This window comes from Acinetobacter lwoffii, from assembly GCF_022967985.1.
GTDB lineage: Bacteria > Pseudomonadota > Gammaproteobacteria > Pseudomonadales > Moraxellaceae > Acinetobacter.
On record NZ_JALJVC010000005.1, the window covers coordinates 53691 to 70925 of the forward strand.

Consider the following 17235-nt stretch of genomic DNA (forward strand, 5'->3'; position numbering starts at 1 on the left):
TGAGTCTTACTCTAGTAATTTTTTAACTATTTGAGAACCACTACTTTAGATTATTTTCCTAGGATTTTATTGGCTTAGCGACAGGGTAATATATAGCTATACCACACAATATCCTCGCTTGAATTGGGCAAATTATTGATTCATAAAAACTGATATTCATTATTGATGAATTTTTATATGAGCTTTTGATATATCAATATCATAAAACAAGCAATGGATAGGATAAGTAAATCACTATAATGAATATAAATTTTCAAAAGTGTCATAAGTACACGTTTTTCTAAGCTGGTGTTGTCCATGTCGTTAAATGAGGAAAGACTTACTCATCTCAAACAGCTTGAAGCTGAGAGTATTCATATCATCCGCGAAGTTGCTGCCGAGTTTGAAAATCCGGTCATGCTGTATTCGATTGGTAAAGATTCAGCGGTCATGCTGCATCTTGCGCTAAAAGCGTTCTACCCAGCAAAACTTCCATTTCCATTATTACATGTCGATACAGGCTGGAAGTTTAAAGACATGATCACTTTCCGGGACAACATGGCGAAAACCCATGGTTTCGATTTGATCGTGCATCAGAATAAAGAAGGGGTTGAGGCAGGTATTAACCCGTTCGACCACGGTAGTTCTAAATATACCGACATCATGAAAACTCAGGGCTTAAAACAGGCCCTGGATAAATACGGTTTTGATGCTGCTTTTGGTGGCGCGCGCCGTGATGAAGAAAAATCACGTGCCAAGGAACGTGTTTATTCATTCCGTGATTCGAAACATCGTTGGGATCCGAAAAACCAGCGTCCAGAACTTTGGAATCTTTACAACGGTAAAGTGAACAAGGGCGAAAGTATTCGTGTATTCCCATTATCTAACTGGACTGAGCTGGATATCTGGCAATACATCTATTTGGAAAGTATTCCATTAGTACCACTTTATTTGGCTGCAGAACGTCCTGTGGTTGAACGTAGTGGCACACTTATTATGGTTGATGATGAACGTATGCCTTTAAAAGAAGGTGAAGTTCCACAAATGAAATCGGTACGTTTCCGTACGTTGGGTTGTTATCCATTAACAGGTGCTGTGGAATCTACAGCCAATACCTTGCCGGAAATTATTCAGGAAATGTTGCTGGCAACCAGTTCTGAGCGTCAAGGTCGTATGATTGACCATGATGAAGCAGGCTCGATGGAGAAGAAGAAGCAGGAAGGCTACTTCTAATTTAATCTCCCCCTGGCCCCTCTTTGAGAAAGAGGGGGAAGCTCCTAAAAGTAAATGGAGGAAAGTCCTCCTTTATCAAAGGAGGACTTAGGTGGATTTAGATTTAACCGATTTCTAAAGAATATGTGGAGCTTTGAGCGATGTCTCATCAATCTGATTTAATCAGCCAAGATATCTTGGGCTATCTGAAACAACATGAAAATAAAGACCTGTTGCGTTTCCTGACTTGCGGTAACGTGGACGATGGTAAATCGACGTTAATCGGTCGTCTGCTATACGATTCAAAATTGATTTATGAAGATCAATTACAGGCTGTGACCCGTGACTCGAAAAAAGTCGGTACGACAGGTGATGCACCTGACTTGGCGCTTCTGGTCGATGGTTTGCAAGCAGAGCGTGAGCAAGGCATTACCATTGATGTGGCATATCGTTATTTCTCGACTGAAAAACGTAAGTTCATTATCGCGGACACGCCGGGACACGAACAGTACACTCGTAACATGGCGACAGGTGCATCGACGTGTGACCTTGCAATCATTTTGATTGATGCACGTTATGGCGTGCAAACCCAGACACGTCGTCATACCTTTATTGCGAGTTTGCTCGGGATCAAGAACATCATTGTTGCGATCAACAAGATGGACTTGGTGGAATTCTCTGAAACACGTTTCAATGAAATCCAGGCTGAATATGCGGCATTCGTTGCACAATTGGGCGATCGTAAACCAAGCAATATCATCTTTACGCCTATTTCTGCATTGAATGGCGATAACGTGGTGAACAAGTCAGCCAATACGCCATGGTACACTGGTGAAACGCTGATGGGTACACTTGAATCGGTGGAAATTAACCGTAGTTCAGCGAAGCAGGATTTCCGTTTCCCTGTGCAATACGTGAACCGTCCAAACCTCGACTTCCGTGGTTTCTGCGGTACGATCGCACTTGGCGATATCAATGTTGGCGATACCGTAACAGCATTACCTTCTGGTAAATCATCGACTGTCAAAGAAATTGTCACTTTTGATGGCAATCTTGAGCATGCAGTTGCAGGTCAGGCAGTGACTTTAACGCTTAACGATGAAATTGATATTTCACGTGGTAACGTGTTAATTCGTGCGGATCAAGCTGTTCCAAATATTTCCCGTTCAGTTCAAGCGACTGTTGTGTGGATGGCAGATCAACCACTTGTACTGGGTAAGCTGTACAACATCAAGATTGGTACGCAAACCGTTCCGGCAAAAGTAACGGCAATTCATTACCGTACCAACGTTAACACATTGGAAAAAGTTCAGGTGGATAAACTTGAGCTAAATGCAATCGCCAATGTGACTGTTGAATTTGATGCACCAGTGGTCTTTGACCGTTATCAAGACAGCCGTTTCACCGGTTCGTTTATCTTCATCGATCGTTTGAATAACGTGACGATTGGTGCTGGTATGGTGGAAGAATCAGTTGAATGGTCTGCACACGATGAGCCTGTCACTGCAGAAGCACGTGCGGCACGTTTGGGTCAAAAACCTGCTGCGGTGACTGTATCTGGTAAAGCTTTGGAAAATGCTCAGGCGCTAGAAAGCTTGCTGATTCAGCAAGGGATCGTTGCTATTGCTAAAGCAGGTTTGAATGCGGAGCAGGTTGCACTGGTTCGTGAAACTGGTGTGGTTGTGATTACCGATGCTGCTGAAGGTACAGACACGACTTTAACCGTAGATACAGTTGAAGAACTTGCTGAGAAGATTGTGGAATTGGTTCGTCTTTAAGACTGGACTGATTTGAAGAAACCCGCTGAAAAGCGGGTTTTTTATTGCCTAAATTTTGATTGCATGAAAATCATTCGATTAGTCAAAATGTGATCTTTCAATTTACTAGTCAATTAATACAATACTCCCTAGATTTGGGGAATATATGAAAAAATTAATATTGCTGGCTGGCTTGTGTGTGGCTTTTGGAGCTGAAGCCAAACAGAGCAGCCAAAGCGTTGAAGCAATCAAGCAAAAAATAATCCAGCAGTCGATTGAGAATTATCCGGGAAATTGTCCGTGTCCTTACAATACTGCAAGTAATGGTAGTCGTTGTGGTAAGCGTAGTGCTTATAATCGTGCAGGCGGATATGCGCCGCTGTGTTATCCGGAAGATGTGAGTGATCGAATGGTAAAGGAATATAAAGGGCGTAGTTAATTAAAGGCTCCATATTTAGATAGTGAGCTAAAAGAAATATTTTTGTTAGATTTGGCTTCACATGGGTAATTATTCATAAGAATCATTGAGGACTAAGGCCAGAATTGCTTTCATTTCAGTTAAACTTTTCACGCCTGCAATCCTTTTAATAATTTCTCCATTTCTAAAAATAAGCGTAGAAGGCAAACCATAGGCATTATAGCGCAAGGTTAAAATCGGAGACTGATCCACATTGATCTTGCCAAATTTAACTTCAGGATTTACCTCAGCATAGTATGTCGCCAGTTCGGCAAAGATCGGAAAATTCTGAACACAGGGCTTGCACCAGTCTGCATAAAAGCGAATCACGGCAAAACCTTCAAACCACTCAAAATTACTGTAATTGTTTTCGTTATATTCGATCACTTGGGTCATGGTTGGCCTATTATCAATTTCCTGAATAGTCCCCCGATTATACATAAGTCCGATGTAGCTTCATTCCTCATGCTAACTATGTTCAAATAAGTCCAAGATATATGAAATGCATAGATTAGGGAAAGAAATCATGTCGCAACAAACCATGCAGCAAGTCATTATTACAGAACCAGGTGGTGTCGATAAACTTAGCTTTGAAACGGTCGCTATACCAGAAGCCAAGGCAGACGAAGTTCTGGTAAAAGTTCATGCCTTTGGTATTAACCGTCCAGATATCCTGCAGCGTCAAGGCTTATATCCGATGCCGAAAGGGGTAACGCCAGTTCCTGGCCTGGAAGTGGCAGGTGAGGTGGTTGCGATTGGTAGTGATGTAAGTCAGTTTAAAGTTGGTGATCAAGTCTGTGGTTTGACCAATGGTGGCGGTTATGCTGAATATTGCGTCATACCTGAAAGCCAGACCTTGAATATTCCTGAAGGCGTAAGTTTTGTACAGGCAGCGGCCATTCCTGAAACTTTCTTTACTGTATGGGCGAACGTGTTCCAGATGGGTAAGGCTAAAGCAGGGGAAACTGTACTGGTACATGGTGGAACGAGCGGGATTGGTACGACTGCTTTAATGTTGTGTAAATCACTTGGCATCAAAACCTTTGCAACTGTCGGTTCAGATGAAAAAGTTGCGGCTATTTCTGATTTAACCACGGCTATTAATTATAAAACTCAGGACTTTGAGCAAGTTATTAATGAAGCCACTGACAATGGTGGTGTTGATGTCATTTTAGATATGGTCGGTGCACCATATTTAGAGCGTAATTTGAATTTGTTGCGCCGTGATGGACGTCTGGTCTATATCGCTTTCTTGGGTGGTGCCAAGGCCAAAGAAGTCAAACTGGGTCAGATCATGATGAAACGTCTGACCATTACCGGTTCGACCATGCGTGCACGCAGCACGGCTGAAAAAGCGGAAATTGCACAAGGCCTGAAAGAGCAGATTGCACCATTGTGGGCAAAAGGCGAATGTCTCCCGATGATCTATAAAACGTTTAAGTTCGATCAGATTCAGGATGCCCATGCCACAATGGATACTGGAGAGCATGTGGGTAAAGTTGTAGTTGAAATTATTTAATACGAGATAAGTGATTCAAAAAAAGCCAGTAATTTTACTGGCTTTTTTTAATTTTAAGTAAAATATTATTACAAATAAATATATAAAATCTTGAATAAAAATTAAAAAATGTTAACTGTTCGACACAACCTGTCAATTATGACACGTAAATTGCATGTATAGATAATTCCGACCAAATGGTTAAACATTCACATGAATGTGAGAGGGAAAATAAGATGAAAATTATTTCAACAGCATATAGTTCAAAACATAGTTTAAGAGCATTACGACGTATTCATAAAATGATTATTCGCGGAACCATCAGCTGGGTAGAGTTACATAAAATGTATCGGGCGATGCTGCATCTGGAGCGTTATATAGAAAGATTAACAATACAAAATCGTCATTCAAGCAAGAAAGCATCCAGAAAATCCAAATAAGATCTTGTATTTTTAGGGTGAATAAAGGGTCAAGATCTGATGCAAAAAAATATCTTAGACTTTGTCCTAATATTATTCATTGATCGGCATTCAGTATAATCATTCAACATCTAGCGATAAATAAGTACATGAGAATGTATTAAGTGGGGATTTATGAAGCGCCCAGCTTCAACACATGAGCGTCTTGCAGAGCGTTTAGCCAGAATTTTGACCAAATTAAACGTCGGATATCAACTCCGGGCTGCAGAGCTAGCTGCAGAATTTCAGGTCAGCACCCGCACCATTGAGCGTGATTTTGATCGTCTAGGCTCTTACTTACCCTTACTTCAAGATGAACAGAAACGATATTATCTGGAACCCTCTTATTTAGGGCGGTTTAAATTGCAGGATATCCAGACTTTTGCCCAGCTTTCGGGGATCAGTGAGTTGTATCCGGCGTTGGATATGTCTTTTATGCGTGAACTGCTGGATGAGCGGGCAAATCAGGTATTTTCGGCAAAAGGCTATTATTTTGAAGATGCCAAACAGTTTGCCGAACATTTCAAGTTGCTTGCAAGCGCAATCTATAAACGTCAGCAGGTTGAGTTGCAATATTCAGATCAATTGCGAATCATTAAGCCTTATCGCTTGATTCACCATCATGGTATCTGGTATCTGGTGGGCGTAGATCAGGACAAGTTGCGCACTTATCGCTTAAGTCAGGTGCAACAGCTCAAGCTGGTTTCTAAGGCGGAGAGCTTTGCGCATGATCCTGAAATACTGAAAATGCTGGCAGATGAAGACAGCATCTGGTTTGGGCAGCAAAAGCAGCAAGTCTTAATCAGGGTACAACCTGAAGTCACGGTCTTTTTTAAAGAGCGCCGTTTATTTCCAGAACAGCAGATCGAGCAGGAAGCCGAGACTGGAGAGTTAGTGATCAGTTGCCAGATTCGTCACGAAATGCAGTTGTTGCCTTTGGTGCGTTACTGGTTGCCCTATGTGAAAATTATTGAGCCGATTCATTTTCAGCAGAAACTGGAACAGGATTTGCAAGGATATTTACGTTCTGCTGGATGATATTGAGAAAGCAGAGCAGGAGGGCCTGATTAATGATGACACTTTAAATGGGAATTTAATTTACTTATTTTTTGACTAACTAAATTACAGACATAAAAAAACCAGCTTTCGCTGGGTTCTTTATTTGCACCATCTTTCTATAGTAGAAGAATGGTGCCCGAGGCCAGACTCGAACTGGCACGCTTTGTGGGCGGGGGATTTTAAATCCCCTGTGTCTACCGATTTCACCACTCGGGCTTTAACAAGATGGAGGCGGAGGTCGGAATCGAACCGGCGTCCACGGAGTTGCAGTCCGCTGCATGACCACTCTGCCACCCCGCCGCGTCTTGTTGATGCGTATATTAGCAAGCTCAGAAAAAAAAACAATAGTGTATTCATCTGTATGCGCATAAAAACATCATCTGGCGGAAAATATTTAAATTATTCATGTAGAATGTGCAAAATTGATTCATATCAACACTTGGGAGAAGTGCCGTGGCATTAGTTCTAGACGGTCGTGCATTGGCGAAGCAAATTGAAGCTGACTTGTTTACTCGCGTAGAAGCGCTGAAAGCAAAATCAGGTCGTACTCCAATTCTTGCGACGATTTTGGTAGGTGACGATGGCGCATCTGCAACTTATGTTCGCATGAAAGGCAATGCTTGCCGCCGTGTTGGTATGGATTCACTCAAAGTGGAACTTCCTAAAGAAACCACAACTGAAGCATTATTGGCTGAAATTGAAAAATTAAATACAAATCCTGATGTGCACGGTATTCTGCTGCAACATCCGGTTCCAGCTCAAATTGATGAGCGTGCCTGTTTCGATGCAATCTCGCTTGAAAAAGACGTAGATGGCGTCACTTGTCTTGGTTATGGTCGTATGGCAATGGGCGAAGCAGCCTATGGTTCAGCGACGCCTGCGGGTATCATGACCATCCTGAAAGAACATAACATTGAAATTGCAGGTAAACATGCAGTAGTTGTCGGTCGTTCTGCAATTTTGGGTAAACCAATGGCAGCGATGCTGCTAGAAGCGAATGCAACCGTAACCATTTGCCATTCACGTACTCAAGATCTTGCAAGCTTTGTTAAGCAAGCGGACATCATTGTCGGTGCGGTAGGTAAAGCAGAATTAATTCAAAAAGACTGGATCAAACCAGGTGCTGTGGTTGTTGATGCTGGTTTCCATCCACGTGATGGTGGTGGTGTAGGTGATATCCAACTTGTAGGCATTGAAGAAATTGCTTCTGCTTACACACCAGTTCCGGGTGGTGTAGGTCCAATGACGATTACCACTTTAATCCGTCAAACGGTTGAAGCTGCTGAAAAAGCTTTAGGTTAATCAAATCCTCCCTAACCCTCCTTTTTCAAAGGAGGGAACTCTGATCACTATTTTTGGATGGAGTTTCCCCCTCTTTTTTAAAGAGGGGCTAGGGGAGATTCTTCAAAGACATTAATACTAATTAAAAGAAATCTAATGAGCTGCACCTTCCGACTCCCTCAAGCCCCAGAACATCTACTAAAAGCCTTGCATGATGTGATTCCACACTGTGAGCTACATGCACAGCAATTGCCGGATACACCCATTTCCCTGTGGCTGATTCCGCCAGTATTCCCAACAGATAAGCTGGATGATGAGGTGATTCGTCGCATTTGGAATGATACACCATACTGGATCTTTTGCTGGGCCTCAGGCTTGGCGATGGCGCAGTGGCTATTGGCAGAGCCGCATCATGTTAAAGACAAAGTAGTTTTGGATTTTGGGGCGGGATCGGGCGTAGTTGCCATTGCGGCGAAAATGGCAGGTGCAAAACGTGTGATCTGCTGTGATATCGATCAAGTTAGTCTAGATGCCTGTCGTGCCAATGCAGAGCTAAATGATGTCGAGCTTGAATATCTGGATGACCTATATAAGGCAGAGAAGGTGGATATTTTATTAGCCGCAGATGTGCTCTATGATCAATGTAACCGTTTCTTCCTGGATGAGTTTTTAAAATTTGCACCTGAGGTGTGGGTTGCAGACAGTCGGGTAAAAAACTTTAGTCATCCTCAATATGAAAAACTGGATGAGCGTAGTGCGACGACCTGGCCGGATTTGGATGAATCGCCCGAATTTCGTAATGTCAGTTTCTATAAAACACGTTAAATTTAAAAAATTAAAAAGGGCACTAGGCCCTTTTTGATTGTCTTACTCTGATTAAGTAACTAAGTATCAGATATTAAGAACAGGTATAACGAATAACCCGCATGGTCGTAGGGCGGGCTTCTAAAGCTTCGCGTGCACCCGGGTTCTCGCTATTATGTAAATCAGGCGTATTGCTCAAGCTGATTTGCGTGCGGCTATTACCCAGTTGGCGGCCATAGTTTTCCTGTTCCGCAGTTGGATTGGAAATTTCATTGGTGCTTAAAATCTGGATGTTGTAAGTTTTGGAACTTCCTAATACGTGTCTGCAAGCGGCTTGCAAGCGATTTTCATCCTGGCTTGGTCGTCCTGAGAGGGTGTAGCTCAAGGTTGCTGTATTGCCTGAACGTTCCAGAATTTCATAGCCACTTTGTCCATTGAATTGATGGGGTGTGGTCTGACATGCACTCAGTACGAAACTGCTCGCAGCCATAGCCAAAATTACTGTTGTTCTTTTCATATTTATAGTTCCTGAAGTCTTGGCTTAAGTATGCCATATTTTGCTTAAACTGCTGCTCTGGTCAATTGTGATCAATTGTTTAAACAGCCAATAAAAAAGGCCGCTTACGCGACCTTTTTTAATTAAATCAGCAATTAAGCAGATTTAACCGCAGCAATAAGTTCTGCTTGACGAGTTTTTAACGCTTCCGGTAAACGCTCACCCAGCTTGTCGAACAATTCAGTGTGGCTTTCAAGTTCTTTGATCCATTGATCTTTATCTTGAGAAGTTACTAGGTCAAACTGTTCTTTAGTGAAGTCAGAACCAGTCCAGTTCAACTGTTCGTAAGTAGGAACTAGGCCGATTGGTGTTTCAACAGCATCAGCACGACCTTCACAACGGTCAATGATCCACTCAAGAACACGCATGTTTTGACCGAAACCAGGCCATACGAAGTTGCCTTCAGCATCACGACGGAACCAGTTCACGTTGTAGATACCTGGAAGTTTGTTGCCAGCAGCGGCAGCTTTCGCGCCCACTTGCTCGCCCATTTCTAACCAGTGCGTGAAGTAATCCGCCATGTTGTAGCCAGCGAATGGCAGCATCGCGAACGGGTCACGACGAACAACACCTTGTTGACCAACAGCAGCAGCAGTTGTTTCAGAGCCCATCGTTGCAGCTTTGTAAACACCGTCAACCCAGTCAAATGCTTCTGAAATTAGAGGCACAGTGTCTGCACGGCGACCACCGAAGATGAAGGCAGAAATTGGCACGCCAGCTGGATTTTCCCAGTCAGCGTCAATAGAAGGGCATTGACCAGCTGCAACTGTGAAACGAGCATTTGGATGCGCTGCTTTTTCTTCGCCAGTGTGTGGTTGACCTTTCCAGTTAGTCAGGTTGGCAGGCGCTTCTTTAGTCAGACCTTCCCACCATACTTCACCGTTGTCAGTCACAGCGACGTTTGTATAAATCACGTCTTTGTGCATGGTTGCCATACAGTTCGGGTTGGTCTTGGTGTTGGTACCAGGCGCTACACCGAAGAAGCCAGCTTCAGGGTTGATTGCATATAAGCGACCGTCTTCACCTGGTTTGATCCAAGCAATATCGTCACCTACAGTTTCAATCTTCCAGCCTTCATAGCCTGCTGGTGGAATCAACATAGCGAAGTTTGTTTTACCACATGCAGATGGGAATGCAGCTGCGATGTAGTGTTTTTCGCCTTGTGGATTGGTCACGCCAAGGATCAGCATGTGTTCAGCTAACCAGCCTTGTTGACGACCCATAAATGATGCAATACGTAATGCCAGGCATTTTTTACCCAACAATGCGTTACCGCCATAACCAGAACCATAAGACCAGATCTCACGAGTTTCTGGGTAATGCACGATGTATTTTTCTTTGTTGCAAGGCCATGCAACATCTTTTTCGCCATTCGCAAGCGGAGCACCTACAGTGTGTACGCAAGGAACGTATTCACCGTCAGTACCAAGAACGTCATAAACAGCTTTACCCATACGAGCCATTTTAGACATGCTTACTGCAACGTAAGGAGAGTCAGTTAACTCGATACCGATATGAGCGATATGAGAACCCAATGGACCCATTGAGAATGGAACCACATAAAGTGTACGACCTGCCATTGAACCGTCAAATAAACCGTTCAATTTTTCGCGCATGACAGCAGGTGCTTCCCAGTTGTTGGTCGCGCCAGCATCGTCTTTGTTTTCAGAACAGATGTAAGTACGATCTTCAACACGTGCTACGTCAGAAGGATCAGAATTTGCAAGATAAGAACCAGGATGAGTTTCTTGATTCAGCGCTTGCATTGTGCCGTTAGCGATCATCAAGTCGATATAACGTTGATATTCTTCTGCGCTACCGTCACACCATTCAATTTTTGCTGGTTTTGTTAATTTAGCAATCTCTTCCACCCAAGCAATAAGCTTAGGGTGACGAACGAATTCTGGTGCGTTCACTTGGGTCATGGTGAGGCCTATCTCAAATGTGTACAAATTAGATGTACAAAGTACAATCCGAGCAATAAAAAATATCGCCCAGATGAAGTATGAAAAAAAGTGGCTGTATTAAAGCATAAAATGATAAAAAAAATAAGACCAAAGAAGTGCTAGATTTCTTTTGGAATATAATGCTATTTTATTTATAAATATAAGTAAAACAACAAGATAAAACTAAATATTTGAATTATTAAGGTTATTTATATAAGTGATGAGTGGTATTTATTTTAAAAATTGATATTAAAATCATTATCTTAATTTTATAAGATCTCTAATATTCATTATTGATTAAATAAATGGTTGCCATTTGAATTTTACATAAAGCCACTGTTAATTGTCTATGAATTGGACAAAATGCCAATAGGCTTCAATGAAATTGCGCGAAAAATGTCTAATCAATCTAAACCCTTATCGCTGATTTTTAATCATAAAGCTGGTTTTCGCATACAGGGGCCAGAAGGCATTTATGAACAGCTGATCGATATATTTTCAGCGCAGGGTTATCAAACTAAAGCTTATGAAATCAATGATTCACAGCAATTTGATAAAATTATGGTTGAGGTGCTTGAACAGCATTTGGCATCTAGCGAGTCAGGAATCATCGTTGCGGCAGGCGGAGATGGCACTTTAAATACAGTCGCCAAACATGTGTTGAATACGCAAATTCCTGTCGGTATTTTGCCTTTAGGGACTTTTAACTATGTGGCGAGATTATTGGGGATTCCGCTGGATTTGCTTGAAGCGGCAAAAGTGATTGCGACAGGACAGCCACAACGTATGAATGTTGCTCGTATCAATCAGGAAATTTATCTGAATAATGCCAGTTTAGGTCTATATCCTTTATTTATTAAAAAACGTGAAGACTATAATCGTATTTTTGGTCGCTTACCGCTACATGCCTATACTTCTGCACTGGATGTTTTAATTCGCGACCGTAAAGAATTAAAACTAAAAATCTGGGTGGATCAAAAGAAATATCCGGTAAAAACACCACTGATTTTTTTTGGCAATAATCCCTTGCAACTGGCGGATATGAAAATGCGCATTGCAGAAGCGGCTGAAAAAGGCAAAGTGGCGGGAGTTGTAGTTTCTAAAAGTGATAAGCTTACTTTATTTAAGCTAGTGTATCAGCTGATTCGTGGCAAGATTGACCAGGCATCGGATGTTTATAGTTTTGCAGCCGATCAAGTTCGAATCGAATCCCGAGCCAAGAAACTGATGGTAGCGATTGATGGGGAAATTGTGGAAATGGCCCCGCCACTCAATATTTCTGTATTAAAAGATAGCCTAAACGTAATGGTGCCACATGATCCTGCATCTGTCTGATCTGCATTTTGGAACAGAGAAGCCGGAGTGTTTAGAAGCGATTCGGCATTTCTGTCAGACCCATCCACTTGAAGCCGTCGTCATCAGTGGTGACCTGACTCAGCGCGCACGTTTGGGTCAATTCTTTGCCTGCAAAAAATTTTTAGATCAGCTCAATACGCCTTATATGGTGATCCCGGGGAATCATGATATTCCGCTCTATCATTTGTGGAATCGGCTTTTCAATCCATTTACCCGTTACCAGATTTTTTTTGGTGAATTGGAGCCAATATTTGAAACTGAAAATTTTTATCTGATTGGGGTGAATTCGATCCGACGTCGATATCATACCAAAGGGCATTTATCCCTTGAGCAGATTCAGCGTATTGATTTGCAACTGGCTCAGGCGCCTGCGTTCAAATTAAAAATCATTGTCAGCCATCAACCTTTTTATGTGCCTTTTCAAAATAAGCGCGGTTTCAAGGACAGCCCATTGATGGCCAAAATTGCTTTAGAGGCCTGGGCAGAGCATGGTCTGTTTGCGGTGTTACATGGGCATCTGCATCAACCGGCGATTTATGATTTGAATCAGATGTTCGGATTGGGGATGGATCATCCTGTATATGATGTACATGCAGGGACTTCTGCGTCAAATCGTCTACATAAAGATGAACCGAACAGCTTTAATCTGATTGATGCCACAGGAAAAATTTCTCAATATTTATTCGATGAAGTGGCACAAGCCTTTATGTTGAAGGCTGATCTGCCGAATAAATAGACGAAAACCTATGATTCGTTAAAAAAAACCAATTTTTTTTCATTTTTGCCCTTGAAGCGTTTTATTCCATCTCCATAAAAGTGACATCAAAAATTTTTGATGATGACCCATGGAATAATTAAGTCGTCATCAGTGACCTAAAAAAGACTTAGTCTGATGGAGTTATTTATGAGCAACATTCGTCCATTACATGACCGCGTTGTTATTCGTCGTGTTGAAGAAGAAACTAAAACAGCTGGGGGCATTCTACTTCCAGGTTCGGCTGCTGAAAAACCTGCTCAAGGTGAAATCATTGCAGTTGGTAATGGTCAAATCACTGACAATGGCGTACGCGCGTTAGACGTAAAAGTTGGCGACAAAGTATTGTTCGGTACTTATGCAGGCACTACTGTAAAAGTAAACGGCGAAGAGCTTTTAATCATGAAAGAATCTGACATTTTAGCGGTATTAGAAGCTTAATCTGCGCTAAAAAAGTTTTATTCGTTCCAAATCAGATTTTGTAAAGATACAACAATATTCGGAGTCAAATATGTCAGCTAAAGACGTAAAATTTGGTGATTCAGCTCGTTCAAAAATGATTGCTGGTGTAAACACCCTTGCAGATGCAGTAAAGGTTACTTTGGGTCCTAAGGGCCGTAACGTTGTTATCGACCGTTCTTTTGGATCACCGCACATCACTAAAGATGGTGTCACTGTTGCCAAAGAAATTACGCTGAAAGACAAGTTCGAGAACATGGGTGCTCAACTGGTTCGTGAAGTTTCTTCAAAAACCAATGACATCGCAGGTGATGGTACAACGACTGCAACTGTATTGGCACAAGCGATTTTGAATGAAGGCATCAAGTCAGTAACAGCGGGTATGAACCCAATGGACTTGAAACGCGGTATCGATATTGCGGTACGTTCTGTAGTTGAAAACATCAAGGCAACTGCAAAACCAGCATCAGACTCTAAAGCGATTGAACAAGTAGGTTCGATCTCTGCTAACTCTGATACGACTGTAGGTCAGCTGATTGCGCAAGCAATGGAAAAAGTGGGCAAAGAAGGCGTGATCACGGTTGAAGAAGGTTCAGGCTTCGAAGATTCGCTTGACGTAGTTGAAGGCATGCAGTTCGACCGCGGTTATATTTCTCCGTACTTCGCGAACAAGCAAGATACTTTAACAGCTGAACTTGAAAATCCATTCATTCTTCTTGTTGATAAGAAAATCAGCAATATTCGTGAATTGATTACAGTACTTGAAGCTGTTGCTAAAACTGGCAAACCGCTTTTAATCATTTCTGAAGATGTTGAAGGCGAAGCGCTTGCGACGCTTGTTGTCAACAACATGCGCGGTATTATCAAAGTATGTGCGGTAAAAGCACCTGGTTTTGGTGATCGTCGTAAAGCTATGCTTCAAGACATCGCGATCTTGACTGGCGGTACTGTGATTTCTGAAGAAATCGGCATGCAGCTGGATCAAACGACGCTTGATCACTTGGGTACAGCACATAAAGTAACTGTATCTAAAGAAAATACTGTAATTGTAGATGGTGCTGGTAATGCTGGCCAAATCGCTGACCGTGTACAGCAAATCCGTGCACAGATCGAAGAATCTACTTCAGAATATGACAAAGAAAAACTTCAAGAGCGTGTAGCGAAACTTGCTGGCGGTGTTGCTGTCATCAAAATCGGTGCTGCAACTGAAGTTGCAATGAAAGAGAAAAAAGACCGTGTAGATGACGCGCTTCATGCGACTCGCGCTGCAGTTGAAGAAGGTGTCGTTGCGGGTGGTGGTGTTGCACTAGTACGTGCTGCATCTGCACTTGAAGGCGTAACAGGCGCGAATGATGACCAAAACGTAGGTATCAACATTCTTCGTCGTGCGATTGAAGCACCGCTTCGTCAAATCGTATCTAACGCAGGTGATGAGCCTTCTGTAGTGATCAACGCTGTGAAGAATGGCGAAGGTAACTTCGGTTATAACGCTGCAACTGGCGAATATGGCGATATGCTGGAAATGGGTATTCTTGACCCTGCTAAAGTAACGCGTTCTGCACTTGAGCACGCCGCTTCTGTTGCTGGCTTGATGCTGACCACTGAATGCATGATCACTGAAATCCCAGAAGACAAACCTGCAATGCCTGATATGGGTGGCATGGGTGGTATGGGCGGCATGATGTAATTCATCATCCGAGCATTTCATAAAAAATCCCCGCAATAGCGGGGATTTTTTTATGCGTTTACAAAATTATGATGCGGACTTTTTAACTAATTTATAATTTAAATTACTGTCGATTTTTTTACCTGATTTCATCTCGCGTGCTTCAACAAAATTTTCACCAACAAAGAATTTACGGTTTTCAGCTTTGTTATCTAATGTGATGATTGAAGGATCTTGAGGGTCAAAACTGAAACTACCTTTAGTTTCCGTCTCATTATTTCCAGCTTTACCTAAATATTCCTCATTTAGGTCATAGGTTTTATCCGGATTGAGATCTAACTCGACCTTAATCCCTTCACAGTCAGCACAAGGAAAAACACCTTCGTATTCACCTGCCCAATCTAGCGAAGTTTCTGCGCTATCAGCACGGTTCACACTAGTATCCGCGTTATTTTGCTCCATCATGGCTGGGCTGGATTGAGCATTATTACTCATCGGCTCATTATCATTGGGCTTTGAACAGGCGGTTAAAGCTCCTGCAAGAACGACTGCTATCGCAGCAGTAAGCGTTAATTTTTTCATTGTTTTAACCCTATTAAATTATTTGTTATGAATTACATTAAAAGTAGTCAGTACAGATAAATAGGGCAATCTTGTTAAAGTTTGATTCATTAGGTGAATGAGGCCAGAGTTATTGATAAGTGAGCAGGATTTAAGAATTTTTAGCCAAGTTTAAAGTCACTTTATGCTGTTTCGTTAACCAATTCTGAACGCTATGATTAGAAAATAATGATAATGCGGAGGGGATAATGAAATTAGAACAAGAAAATAATCTGATTGCAAAAATTTATGATGCTGCTGTATTACCATCTTTGTGGCTGGACGTGATCAAAGATATCGTGAGCTATACTAAAAGTAAGAGTGCAATTTTTACCGGTCTGGATCAGCTTAATCCAGGCTATGACTTTGTCTATACGCACAATATCCCGAATGAAAGTCTGGCCGCTTATCAAGAGGAGCGTATCAGAGTGATTGATATGAAACTGCATATGCCCTTATGGAATGCGATCGAGATGGGCGATGCTTTAAGTCATAACTGTCAGCACTATGCAGAACAGCCGGGTACGGATCACTATGTGTTCTATGAGAAGTGTTTAAAGCCTGGCGGTGTATCTTATCTGGCGGGAGTATTGCTGGATCGGGGGAATTATCGTTGGGCGGTACTGGGTATTCATCGTGCACCTGAAGTACAGCCTTTTGAACAGCCTGAGCTGGATTTTCTAAGACGTATCAGTATTCATTTACGCCGGGCTTTGCAAATTCACCGGCAAATCAACTTGATTCAGCAAGATAATTTAAGCTTGTATACCGTATTGGATAGTTTAAAAACCGGAATTGTACTGCTTGATCAAAACCTGTGTTTAAGTTATTCCAATCCCATTGCGCAAAAGATGCTTGATCAAAGTTCATGTCTGGATCTGGATATACATAACCGTCTAAAAACCAATTATAGTCAGCAGATACGTTTTGATCAGCTTCTGGAAAGTGCTTTGCTGGAAGATACGACCATTCAAACTGAAGTGGGTGGAGTCCTGGCGTTGAGTGATGGGGCAGGCTCGCAATTCATGCTGACGGTAGTCCCCTTTAAGAAATTAAGAAATATGCAACATTTACAGTCTGCTCAGCATCAGATTGCATTATTTATGACGGATAAAAACCAGCATTATTCCCTGTCAAGAACTTACCTACAACAGTGTTACCAGCTTTCCAAACGAGAGTTTGATTTATGTGAGTTGTTAATTAATGGTTATAAAATAGAAGATATTGCAGAACAGTGTGGCATTACGCTGAGTTCGGTACGGACGTATTTTAAAAATATTTATGAAAAAACCCAATGTTGTTCGCAAATCGAACTGATGCATTTATTGATGGGTTGTACCATTCAATTTGAACATATTGATTAAACCGGCCTGAATTTCATATTCAAGCCGGT

The 17235-nt window shown here is 42.0% G+C and carries 17 protein-coding genes and 2 tRNA genes; 13 read left to right on the forward strand and 6 right to left on the reverse strand.

The annotated features are described in order from the left end of the window. Positions 1-297: 297 nt before the first annotated feature. The 3 genes from cysD (at position 298) to MWG72_RS04660 (ending at position 3387) form a co-directional block, all read left to right on the forward strand. On the forward strand, positions 298-1212 hold the full coding sequence (gene cysD, locus MWG72_RS04650) for a sulfate adenylyltransferase subunit CysD (protein WP_004730252.1): 915 nt from the start codon (positions 298-300) through the stop codon (positions 1210-1212). A 140-nt stretch (positions 1213-1352) separates the two neighbouring features. After that, on the forward strand, positions 1353-2969 hold the full coding sequence (gene cysN, locus MWG72_RS04655) for a sulfate adenylyltransferase subunit CysN (protein WP_004279461.1): 1617 nt from the start codon (positions 1353-1355) through the stop codon (positions 2967-2969). A 145-nt stretch (positions 2970-3114) separates the two neighbouring features. Then, the gene (locus MWG72_RS04660; RefSeq protein WP_004279462.1) at positions 3115-3387 is read left to right on the forward strand and encodes a hypothetical protein; all 273 of its coding nucleotides are present in this window, start codon (positions 3115-3117) and stop codon (positions 3385-3387) included. A 69-nt stretch (positions 3388-3456) separates the two neighbouring features. Here the strand turns inward: MWG72_RS04660 and MWG72_RS04665 are convergent, their stop codons facing one another. Further along, positions 3457-3801 (reverse strand): thioredoxin family protein, encoded by a 345-nt coding sequence (locus tag MWG72_RS04665; protein WP_247143325.1) that lies wholly within the window; start codon positions 3799-3801, stop codon positions 3457-3459. A 130-nt stretch (positions 3802-3931) separates the two neighbouring features. Between MWG72_RS04665 and MWG72_RS04670 the strand changes: the two genes are divergently transcribed. From MWG72_RS04670 to MWG72_RS04680, 3 genes are all read left to right on the forward strand, one after another. After that, positions 3932-4924 carry an NAD(P)H-quinone oxidoreductase gene (locus MWG72_RS04670; protein ID WP_247143326.1) on the forward strand — a complete coding sequence of 331 codons (993 nt, stop codon included), beginning with the start codon at positions 3932-3934 and terminating at the stop codon, positions 4922-4924. Positions 4925-5139: 215 nt separating this feature from the next. Then, positions 5140-5343, forward strand: a complete 204-nt coding sequence (locus MWG72_RS04675) for a hypothetical protein (protein WP_004646307.1) — start codon at positions 5140-5142, stop codon at positions 5341-5343. A 153-nt stretch (positions 5344-5496) separates the two neighbouring features. After that, on the forward strand, positions 5497-6399 hold the full coding sequence (locus tag MWG72_RS04680; RefSeq protein WP_071850596.1) for a helix-turn-helix transcriptional regulator: 903 nt from the start codon (positions 5497-5499) through the stop codon (positions 6397-6399). 151 nt (positions 6400-6550) lie between these two features. Here the strand turns inward: MWG72_RS04680 and MWG72_RS04685 are convergent. Together MWG72_RS04685 and MWG72_RS04690 are read right to left on the reverse strand one after the other, a co-directional pair. Beyond that, positions 6551-6636 (reverse strand) — tRNA-Leu (locus MWG72_RS04685). Between the two features lie 10 nt (positions 6637-6646). Further along, positions 6647-6720, reverse strand: a tRNA-Cys gene (locus tag MWG72_RS04690). A gap of 153 nt (positions 6721-6873) precedes the next feature. Between MWG72_RS04690 and folD the strand changes: the two genes are divergently transcribed. Continuing rightward, positions 6874-7722: a bifunctional methylenetetrahydrofolate dehydrogenase/methenyltetrahydrofolate cyclohydrolase FolD gene (gene folD / locus MWG72_RS04695; RefSeq protein WP_247143327.1), complete on the forward strand. Its 849-nt coding sequence runs from the start codon at positions 6874-6876 to the stop codon at positions 7720-7722. A 135-nt stretch (positions 7723-7857) separates the two neighbouring features. Then, positions 7858-8526 (forward strand): class I SAM-dependent methyltransferase, encoded by a 669-nt coding sequence (locus MWG72_RS04700; RefSeq protein WP_004279468.1) that lies wholly within the window; start codon positions 7858-7860, stop codon positions 8524-8526. A 73-nt stretch (positions 8527-8599) separates the two neighbouring features. Here the strand turns inward: MWG72_RS04700 and MWG72_RS04705 are convergent, their stop codons facing one another. Together MWG72_RS04705 and MWG72_RS04710 are read right to left on the reverse strand one after the other, a co-directional pair. Then, entirely contained in the window at positions 8600-9022 is a 423-nt protein-coding gene (locus tag MWG72_RS04705) for a hypothetical protein (protein ID WP_247143328.1), read from the reverse strand. A 134-nt stretch (positions 9023-9156) separates the two neighbouring features. Continuing rightward, entirely contained in the window at positions 9157-10986 is a 1830-nt protein-coding gene (locus MWG72_RS04710) for a phosphoenolpyruvate carboxykinase (GTP) (RefSeq protein ID WP_004279470.1), read from the reverse strand. A gap of 417 nt (positions 10987-11403) precedes the next feature. On the opposite strand from MWG72_RS04710, the gene MWG72_RS04715 reads away from it, so the two are divergent. The 4 genes from MWG72_RS04715 to groL all read left to right on the forward strand — a co-directional run bounded on the left by MWG72_RS04715 (position 11404) and on the right by groL (position 15263). Then, positions 11404-12342: a diacylglycerol/lipid kinase family protein gene (locus tag MWG72_RS04715; protein ID WP_034438446.1), complete on the forward strand. Its 939-nt coding sequence runs from the start codon at positions 11404-11406 to the stop codon at positions 12340-12342. Next, positions 12323-13099 carry a metallophosphoesterase family protein gene (locus MWG72_RS04720; RefSeq protein WP_247143329.1) on the forward strand — a complete coding sequence of 259 codons (777 nt, stop codon included), beginning with the start codon at positions 12323-12325 and terminating at the stop codon, positions 13097-13099. Before MWG72_RS04715 ends, MWG72_RS04720 begins: the two co-directional genes overlap by 20 nt. 168 nt (positions 13100-13267) lie before the next feature. After that, positions 13268-13558 carry a co-chaperone GroES gene (locus MWG72_RS04725; RefSeq protein ID WP_004646315.1) on the forward strand — a complete coding sequence of 97 codons (291 nt, stop codon included), beginning with the start codon at positions 13268-13270 and terminating at the stop codon, positions 13556-13558. Positions 13559-13628: 70 nt separating this feature from the next. Beyond that, a complete protein-coding gene (groL, locus tag MWG72_RS04730) occupies positions 13629-15263 on the forward strand; it encodes a chaperonin GroEL (RefSeq protein WP_121980355.1) in 1635 nt (544 codons plus the stop codon). Between the two features lie 66 nt (positions 15264-15329). On the opposite strand, the gene MWG72_RS04735 is transcribed toward groL, so the two are convergent. After that, complete coding sequence (locus MWG72_RS04735) at positions 15330-15824, reverse strand: copper resistance protein NlpE (protein WP_247143330.1); 495 nt, start codon at positions 15822-15824, stop codon at positions 15330-15332. Between the two features lie 227 nt (positions 15825-16051). Here MWG72_RS04735 and MWG72_RS04740 point away from each other — a divergent pair, with 227 nt between their 5' ends. Continuing rightward, positions 16052-17206, forward strand: coding sequence for a LuxR C-terminal-related transcriptional regulator (locus tag MWG72_RS04740; protein ID WP_005267061.1), 1155 nt, complete (start codon positions 16052-16054; stop codon positions 17204-17206). The last annotated feature ends 29 nt before the right edge of the window (positions 17207-17235 follow it).

Excerpts from the sequence above, each read along its gene's own strand:
- cysD (WP_004730252.1), top strand. The coding sequence starts at position 298 with ATGTCGTTAAATGAGGAAAGACTTACTCATCTCAAACAGCTTGAAGCT.
- cysN (WP_004279461.1), top strand. The coding sequence starts at position 1,353 with ATGTCTCATCAATCTGATTTAATCAGCCAAGATATCTTGGGCTATCTG.
- MWG72_RS04660 (WP_004279462.1), top strand. The coding sequence starts at position 3,115 with ATGAAAAAATTAATATTGCTGGCTGGCTTGTGTGTGGCTTTTGGAGCT.
- MWG72_RS04665 (WP_247143325.1), bottom strand. The coding sequence starts at position 3,801 with ATGACCCAAGTGATCGAATATAACGAAAACAATTACAGTAATTTTGAG.
- MWG72_RS04670 (WP_247143326.1), top strand. The coding sequence starts at position 3,932 with ATGTCGCAACAAACCATGCAGCAAGTCATTATTACAGAACCAGGTGGT.
- MWG72_RS04675 (WP_004646307.1), top strand. The coding sequence starts at position 5,140 with ATGAAAATTATTTCAACAGCATATAGTTCAAAACATAGTTTAAGAGCA.
- MWG72_RS04680 (WP_071850596.1), top strand. The coding sequence starts at position 5,497 with ATGAAGCGCCCAGCTTCAACACATGAGCGTCTTGCAGAGCGTTTAGCC.
- MWG72_RS04700 (WP_004279468.1), top strand. The coding sequence starts at position 7,858 with ATGAGCTGCACCTTCCGACTCCCTCAAGCCCCAGAACATCTACTAAAA.
- MWG72_RS04705 (WP_247143328.1), bottom strand. The coding sequence starts at position 9,022 with ATGAAAAGAACAACAGTAATTTTGGCTATGGCTGCGAGCAGTTTCGTA.
- MWG72_RS04710 (WP_004279470.1), bottom strand. The coding sequence starts at position 10,986 with ATGACCCAAGTGAACGCACCAGAATTCGTTCGTCACCCTAAGCTTATT.
- MWG72_RS04715 (WP_034438446.1), top strand. The coding sequence starts at position 11,404 with ATGTCTAATCAATCTAAACCCTTATCGCTGATTTTTAATCATAAAGCT.
- MWG72_RS04720 (WP_247143329.1), top strand. The coding sequence starts at position 12,323 with ATGATCCTGCATCTGTCTGATCTGCATTTTGGAACAGAGAAGCCGGAG.
- MWG72_RS04725 (WP_004646315.1), top strand. The coding sequence starts at position 13,268 with ATGAGCAACATTCGTCCATTACATGACCGCGTTGTTATTCGTCGTGTT.
- groL (WP_121980355.1), top strand. The coding sequence starts at position 13,629 with ATGTCAGCTAAAGACGTAAAATTTGGTGATTCAGCTCGTTCAAAAATG.
- MWG72_RS04735 (WP_247143330.1), bottom strand. The coding sequence starts at position 15,824 with ATGAAAAAATTAACGCTTACTGCTGCGATAGCAGTCGTTCTTGCAGGA.
- MWG72_RS04740 (WP_005267061.1), top strand. The coding sequence starts at position 16,052 with ATGAAATTAGAACAAGAAAATAATCTGATTGCAAAAATTTATGATGCT.